Source organism: Leifsonia sp. AK011, from assembly GCF_013410945.1.
Lineage (GTDB): Bacteria > Actinomycetota > Actinomycetes > Actinomycetales > Microbacteriaceae > Rhodoglobus.
This window is the reverse complement of the sequence record NZ_JACCCH010000002.1, coordinates 1-7419: the sequence shown is the minus strand read 5'-3', so window position 1 is coordinate 7419 and position 7419 is coordinate 1. Positions and strand designations below refer to the sequence as shown.

Annotated in this window: 2 protein-coding genes; one reads left to right on the top strand and one right to left on the bottom strand. The window is 65.1% G+C overall.

What is annotated here, in order from left to right:
• Positions 1 to 380: 380 nt before the first annotated feature.
• Positions 381 to 6476 (bottom strand): ThuA domain-containing protein, encoded by a 6096-nt coding sequence (locus tag HDC94_RS14405; RefSeq protein ID WP_179499150.1) that lies wholly within the window; start codon positions 6474 to 6476, stop codon positions 381 to 383.
• Between the two features lie 274 nt (positions 6477 to 6750).
• On the opposite strand from HDC94_RS14405, the gene HDC94_RS14400 reads away from it, so the two are divergent.
• On the top strand, positions 6751 to 7275 hold the full coding sequence (locus HDC94_RS14400; protein WP_179499148.1) for a hypothetical protein: 525 nt from the start codon (positions 6751 to 6753) through the stop codon (positions 7273 to 7275).
• The last annotated feature ends 144 nt before the right edge of the window (positions 7276 to 7419 follow it).

Sequence of the window (7419 nt, the reverse complement as noted above, 5' to 3'; positions counted from 1 at the left end):
TCCTTGAATTGAATGTGAAATGCAAAACGACCATCAACAAGAAGGAGGCAACAGGCAGAAACCCGGGATAACCACTTCGTCCTCATTGACGTCTCGAACAACATAAGCACTGGACCGCTTGATGTCAAGCGGACAGAAGCTGCAAGCTCATCGTCATAAGTCCTCATCACGCAGCGGGACCAGCCCCCAACCAACAGGGGTAACGAAACCATAACGCGAGAATTCCGCGCTCCGCCACTGCCACTCCGAGCTCTCCGCCCTTATGTTGCAGTCCCCCTGAAAGTCCGCGCTAAAAGCCCCCGGGCGCGGCAAGGGCCGCAGAACCGGCGAGTGATCACCGGCCCTACGGCCCTTGCGCTCGTTGACCTGCTAGATCGTCATCAGCACCGCGTGAGAGCGAACACCGACGAACTCAGCGACGGCAGGCCACCCAGAAGCGTGACATGCGTGACGCCGAGCGCCTCGAGATCGTCGATCACTCCGCCGGGCACGCAGTTCTGCGTGACCGTGTACAGCGGAGCACCGAGCGATCCCGCCCACGCGGAGCCGGCCAGAGCGTCGGGGAAGTTCTGCCCCGTCGCGATGAAGGCGCGGTCCGCCGAGGCGAAGGCATCGGTGTTGATCGCCCGTGCCGTCTCGTAGCGGTTCGAGCCCGCGAGACGCACGGCATCCGTGAGGGCGTCAACGCCCTCGAAGATGCCCTCGGACACGGTCTCGATTCCACCGAGCACCCGCGCCTCGGTCACGCCGAGATCTCCGAGGAGTCCCGCCGTCGCAGAGTCGAGGGAGGCGGTCGAACCGTTCACCAGGATGACGGGCGCGTCATACGCTCCCGCTGCACCACCAGCGGCAAGTGCATCCGGGAACTTCTCGCCCGTCGCCAGGTACGCACGGTCAGCGCCGGCCTCGCCGAACGCTTCCTGAGCCACGAGTCTCGAGGTCTCGTAGCGGTTGGCACCGGCGACGCGCGTGACATCCTCAGCCAGACCACTCAGCTGCGCGAACACAGCCTCGTCGACCGACGGGATTCCGCCCACGACGACGATGCGGTCAGGCGCGAGGCGCTCGATCTCGGCGATCACACCGCCGGGGGCCATCGACGGCGTCACGAGGAGCAGCGGACCGCCCTCGAACGCAGCCGCGGGACCGGCCGACAGTGCATCCGGGTAGTTCACCCCGTTCGCGACGTAGACCACCGGGGCGGTCTCCGGGTACGACTGCTGCGAGATCTTCACCGCAGTGTCATACCGGTTCTCGCCGAAGACGCGATCCTTGACGAGATCACCCGGGCCGGAGTCAGCAGGCACCTCGTAGGTACCCGTCTCGCTGACGTTGCCCGCGTTGTCCGTTGCACGGAACGAGACCGTGACGGCCTCCGTACCCGGCACCGCGAACGGTGCGGAGTAGGCGGTCCATCCGGATGCCCCGGCCAGCTGGTACTCCACGGAGGAGACACCACTCGTGGCATCCGTTCCCGTGAGAGTGACCGTCCGGTCGGACTCGCTCGCGGCAACCGTCGGAACGGTCGCGTCGATCTTGAACGTCACCGACTCCGCCTCCGTCGTACCCGCCTCGGAGGACGCCCGGTACTCGACCGTGTGCTCCCCGTCCGCGGTCACCTCGACCGGAGCCGTGTACTCGACCCAGCCGCCACCGTCGAGGTTGTACTCGCGGTAGATCGTGCCGGATCCACCCTCGACATCGAGGGTGACGGACACCGGGCCGGTGTACCAGTCGTTCTGACCCGTCGCCTCGGTCGGATCCAGCGTCGCCGTCACCACGACCGGGTCGGTGACGACCCTGAAGTAGTCAAACAGCGCAGGGGCAGAAGCCGTCTGCGATGCTCCGAGCGCGTAGACACCGACCATGGCGTCGCTCAGGTTGGGGTTCTGCACGGACTGGAAGACAGTCCAGTTCGTGCCATCCGTGCTGTACGAGCCGGTGAACGTGGTGCCAGCCTTCTCGAGCCTCAGGATGTACGTCGAACTCGTGACGTCATTCTGGGGCTGCGGGTTCTGGATGGCTGCGTTCACCTCACTGCGCATCTCGACGACCCTGTTCACCGCGGAACCCGCGGTGTTGGTGGTCATGAAGTCGATCTTCGCGTAGTTGTCCTCGTTGCCGTACAGGATGATTCCACCCTGCTGGTACTGCTGGTTGAACGCCGAACCATCGACCTTCGTCTCGACGACCCAGTCCTCACCCGGCTGCGGCTGCAGGATCAGGTTCGGTACCGGGGTGTTGTTCGCCTGGTAGAAGTCGGTCGCGGTCGTCTGGATCCTCAACGATCCGTCGATGAGCTGGTAGCCCTCGGTGTTCTCGTTGAGGACAGTCCAGCGGCACTTGTCGAGAGCGGATGCGTCGAACTCGTCGTTCGGCGTCGGAGCCTCGGCCGTGTCATCCGGCGTGATCGTGAACCAGTCGAACTCGGCTGTGACCGGAGCGGGAACCGATCCCGTGCCGGCAACCGACATCAGACCGATCCGCGGGTTCACGAGGCCGGCGAGCGACTTCGTCTGCGACATCGTGGTGTACGTGATGCCGTCAGCCGAGAACGACGCGTTGAGGTTCACGCCGTCCGTGCTCGTCAGCCGCACCCAGTAGGTGTCCGGGAAGTTCGACGGCACCGTGATGTTCGATGCGTCGACTTCGTTGGGCGCCCCGCCGACCTCTCGCAGGAACTGCATCCGCCGTTCACCGGCGGTCGCGGTGTGCTGCAGCGCGATCTTGGCATAGTTGTCCTGGTCACCCCAGATCAGCAGGCCAGCCTGTTGCCAGCTGCCCGTGAAGTCTGCGGTGATCTTGGTCGTCGCCGTGAACGCACCGCTCGGGAGCGGCTGCAGCACGAGGTTCGGTGTCGTGGTGTTGTTGGTCGAGTAGAAGTCCTGCTTCGCAGTGGGGATCTTCAGCGTGCCGTCCGACACCGCCAGGAACTGGTCCTGGTTGAGCACCGTCCACCTGCTCGAGTCGAGTTCGCCTCCGACGAAGTCGTCCGAGCGCCCAGAGAAGCACTGCTGCGGAGCGGGCTCGGTGACCGTGATCTCGCGGTACACGTCGTTGTAGGCGCCGCCGGCATCCGTCACGCGCACCGTCAGGCGCCAGGTTCCGGGTTCGGTGTACGTGAACGACTGGGTGTCGGTGCCCGCGACGAAGCCGTCACCGGTTCCCTGGTTCCACTCGATCGTCAGCTCATCGCCGGGCTCGCCGTCGGGGTCGGATGCCACGACAGACGCCGATACCTCGAGCGGGATGTCACCCGAGGTCGGGTCGACCGTGAGGTCGACCGTCGGACGCACGTTGTTGGTGACACCGCGACCCTCGACCTCCATCCAGTTGACGTTGATGCCACCGCTCAGCAGCACGAAGTACAGCCCGCCGGAACCCTGGTAGGCGTTCTCCGGGAGGGTGAGCGTCGGCGTGGTCTGCCAGTTCTGCCAGCCACCCGTGTTCGGAACGGTGATCTGTCCGACCTCGGTGCCGTCGGGTGCGCCCCACCGAACCGAGACGACTCCGCCGTTGGCGTTGTTCGAGGCAACGCGCAGCTTCATCGACTCGATGTCGTAGAAGCTGATGGGCTCGTGCGCCCACCAGTCCCCCGGCTCGATGTATCCGATGTTGCGCAGGCCGTCAACGTCCTCCGTCGTCTCGATCTGCACCCCGGGGTCACCGTCGGTGCCGATGCCCGGCACGCGACCGGTCGACGTGAAGTACTCGGCCTGCACGCGCTTGGGCTGGAGGATGTTGCCGCCGAAGCCGGTCAGCGGGATGCCCGCCTCTCCGCCGTCGTCGGTGTAGCGAGCCTCGATCACCCAGAAGATGTTCGCGTCGAGGCCGTGGCCGTCGTCGCGTACGGTCTGGATGAAGCCCTCGCATCCCTGGATCACATCCATCGGGTGCGCGTGGGCGTCGTGTCCGAGTGCGGGGTGCACGGTGACGTTCTCGCAGTTGAACTCCCCGTCCGGGTCGTTCACGCTGACCTCATACCGGACCTGGTCGCCCCACTCGAAGAACCCACCATCATCGGGGAAGTCGATCGTGACGATCGGAACCTCGTTACCGACTGTGATGGTTACCGTCGCCTGGCCGGTCCGCTCGCCGTCCGACACCGTCAACGTCGCCGTGTACTGGCCGTTGACCGTGTAGGTGTGGGTCGGGTTGGCGTCCGTCGAGGTGTTTCCATCCCCGAAGTCCCAGGCGTACGTGATCGGCAACGATGCCGGATGGCGCGAGCCCTCCGAGCTGAACTGCACCTCGAGCGGGTTGGCACCCGAGGTCACGTCGGCCGATACTCGCGCGATCGGTGACGGGTTACCCTGCGTGTACTCGACGCGGTAGATGCCCGAGTCGGGGTTGTTGCCCCAGAACGCGCTGCCCCAGTCGATGACGTAGAGCGCGCCGTCCGGTCCGAAGGTCAGGTCCATCGCTCGCGCGAAGCCCGCTGCGGGATCGAAGATCCCGGGGAGTACGCGGTTGATGTCGACGATCTCGGTGCCCGTCTCGCTGTCGAGCTGGACGCTGAAGATCTTGCCCGTGTTCCACTCACCGAGGAGGGCCTTGCCGTCCCAGTACTCCGGCCACTTCACGTCGGACTCGAGGTCCGGGTCGAAGGTGTACGCGGGGCCAGCCATGGGAGCCCCACCGCCGCCGATCTCCGGGAAGTCCGGGTTTCCGGCGTAGTTGTACCAGATCTCGGGTTCGATCATCGGGGGGAGGTTCGTCAGGCCCGTATTGTTGGGCGAGTCGTTGACGAGGTTCTGCGGGTCGTACTTCTCCCCCGACTGATTGGTCGCGAAGTTGTAGCGGTTGTAGCACGAGTTGCCCGTGCAGAACGGCCAACCGTAGTTGCCCGGCTCCGACACGATGTTCCACTCGACCCGGTTTCCCGGTCCGCGCGTGGCGCTGTCGTTCTGTGCGTCAGGACCGTAGTCGGCGACGAACAGGTTTCCGGTGCTCCGATCGATGTCGATGCGGAACGGGTTGCGGAAGCCCATCGCGTAGATCTCTGGTCGAGTCTGCGCCGTGCCTTCCTCGTACAGGTTGCCCTCGGGGATCGTGTACGTGCCGTCCTCCTGCGGCGTGATGCGCAGCACCTTTCCACGGAGGTCGTTGGTGTTGCCAGCACTGCGACGTGCATCCCACGCGGCGCGACCGGCCTGGCCGTCGAGCGGTGCGTATCCGCTCGAGGCGAAGGGGTTCGTGTTGTCGCCGGTGACGAGGATGAGGTTGCCGTCGTTGTCGAAGATCATGTCTCCACCGACGTGGCAGCACTCGTCGCGCTGAACGGTCACCCGCATCACGTCGACTCGGCTGGCCGGGTCGATCAGACGGGTGTCCGGATTGAAGGTGAACCGCGATAGGGCGTTGTGTGGACCGAAGCTCCCAACGTCGAGCGGCGACCAGTAGAGGTACATCCAGCCGTTCTCATCGAAGTTCGGGTCGAGCACCATGCCCTGAAGACCGTCCTCGTTCTCCTGGAAGACCGAGAGGCTGAGGGCCGTCGTGGTCGCCTGGGTCTCGCCGTCGATGAGCCGGATACGACCATCGCGCTCGACGTAGAAGACGTCACCGGCGTTGGTGACCTCGAGCATCATCGGGTTGTTGGTCTCGCCCACGAGCTGGACCAGCTGGTAGCTGTCATCCTGCGTCGCCGCACACTCCCCGTCGTCAACCCCGGCCGCGGTCTGGATGCCGCCGAGCAGGTGCTGCAGGAACTCCGGCTCCGCGTACGACTCATTGGTGTGCCCACCACCGGTGTACCAGGAGCGACCACCGTCGTAGTTCTGGCACCAGGCCGTCGGATGGTCGGATCCCATCGCCCCGGCGCGCGGCTCGTAGCTGTTCTCATCGAGGGAGGCGAGCACGTGAACCGCTCCACGCGGGTTGGTCTGGAAGTTGTACCACTCGTCGTAGCGGTCCCAGGTGTCGCCGAGATGCGAGGTCGACGGATGCGCATGATCCTCGACCTTGATCGTCGCGTTCTGGTTCTCGGGGTGCGACTGGAAGTAGGCGCCGACGAGTTCGCCGTACCAGGGCCACGAGTACTCGGTGTCAGATGCGGCGTGGACGCCGGCATACCCGCCACCGCTCTGGATATAGGCCTCGAATGCGGCCTGCTGATCGTCGTTCAGCACGTCGCCGGTAGTCGAGAGCCAGATCACGACGTCGTACTGTTCGAGGTTCTCCTCGGTGAACGCGGCGGAGTCCTCCGTGGCGTCGACCTCGAAGTTGTTGGCCTCTCCCAGGGCTTCGATCGCGGCGATGCCCGCGGGAATCGAGCCATGGCGGAAGCCGGCGGTCTTGGAGAAGACGAGTGCCTTGAAGGCGTCGCCGGGTGCCGCTGCTGCGGCTGGTACGGCTGGTGCCGCTTCTGCTGCCACCGCTGGGGAAGCGATGACGGCCAATCCGCCGGCGAACAACGCCGACGCTGCTGCCGCCGCTGTCCACCGCCTTATGGCGTGGGGGATGGATGATCGCAACTGAATCTCTCCTCGGTTCTGTGACAACCGCCACTGCGCTGTGGCGTGCAAGAGTGCGGCCGACGACGCGGAGAGTTCCGGGTCGACTTTGACCGAACTGGATCGAGCCTAATTGATATGTTCTTGGACAGGCAACTAATTCTTGTCGACGAACGTAACTCGGCTGAGAGCGCTTCAAGTTGAGAATTCGGCGACAACATATTCAGGGCCGCCCGATAGGGTTCCGGTCGAGTGCCGGGCGACGCACGGACGGCACCGGAAGGACGGACACACGATGACTCGCACAACGCAACGGAGCGGCTGGGCGGCGATTGCTCTCACGGCAGGCCTGCTTCTCACCCTGGGAACCGCGGTGCCGGCGACGGCGCACGAGGGGCCCATCGAGCTGGAGTTCGACCAGGACGGGAGGGGTGGTGTGACTCTCCTGGCGCGATACGTCGAGGACGGGCATCCCGTCACGGAGATCATCGATCCTGTCGCGACCGCCATCGCGGCGGACGGCAGCAGTCTCGACCCGGTGAAACTCGTCTCGGCACCGGAGGGGCAGGGAGTGTGGGTCAGCCCCGAGCCATTCCTCGAGCCCGGCTTCTGGACTGTCACCGTCACGGTCACGACTCCCTCGCCGGCGTCATCGACGGTCAACATGGAGGTCGTGGTGTCGGATGACGCACCCCCGGCATCCACGGATGACACAGGCGATGCGGGGTGGCTGCTCTGGGCCGCTGGCGGCGCGAGCGTCGTGCTGATCGGGCTCCTGGTGGCGCTCCTCGTCGTGCGTTCGCGGCGGAAGACGAGCTAGCGACTGACTTAAACGACAAGGGTGCCCGCTCGATGAGCGGGCACCCTTGCTGTTGTTCGGTTTAGGACTCGAACGCGGTGGGGAGGAACTCCTCCACGTTCTCGGCCGTGACCACGGGTGCGTAGAGCACGATGCGGGCGGGGA